The following is a 335-nucleotide window of genomic DNA, read 5'->3' on the forward strand; positions in this document are numbered from 1 at the left end:
CACCACCACCGCACCGCCGCCCCCGCCCCCGCCCCGACCACCGCCAATGCGGCAGCGACCTGCGCCGGAATCACCACCGCGGGCAACGCCCGCCCCCACGAGTAGTGCCCGCTCCCCCCACCCACGCCCACAACCACCACCCCCAGCGCGAAGAACAGCACCAGTGGATCCCACCGATCCCGCACCCACCGCGACACCAGCGCCGCCACCCCCAGCAGCACCAGCCAGTACCTCCCCACAAGATCCCGGTACAGCCCTCGATGCACCGCCTCCAGCTCACCCCCCGCCTCGAACAACGCGAAGAAGTCGTAGTACGGCCACCCCCACAGCACCCC

Annotated in this window: 1 pseudogene; it reads right to left on the minus strand. The window is 71.9% G+C overall.

From position 1 onward, the window contains the following. Window positions 1-335 (minus strand): annotated as a pseudogene (locus tag IF78_RS0142960) (hypothetical protein); the annotation flags it as partial.

Source organism: Streptomyces bicolor, from assembly GCF_000719285.1.
Lineage (GTDB): Bacteria > Actinomycetota > Actinomycetes > Streptomycetales > Streptomycetaceae > Streptomyces > Streptomyces bicolor.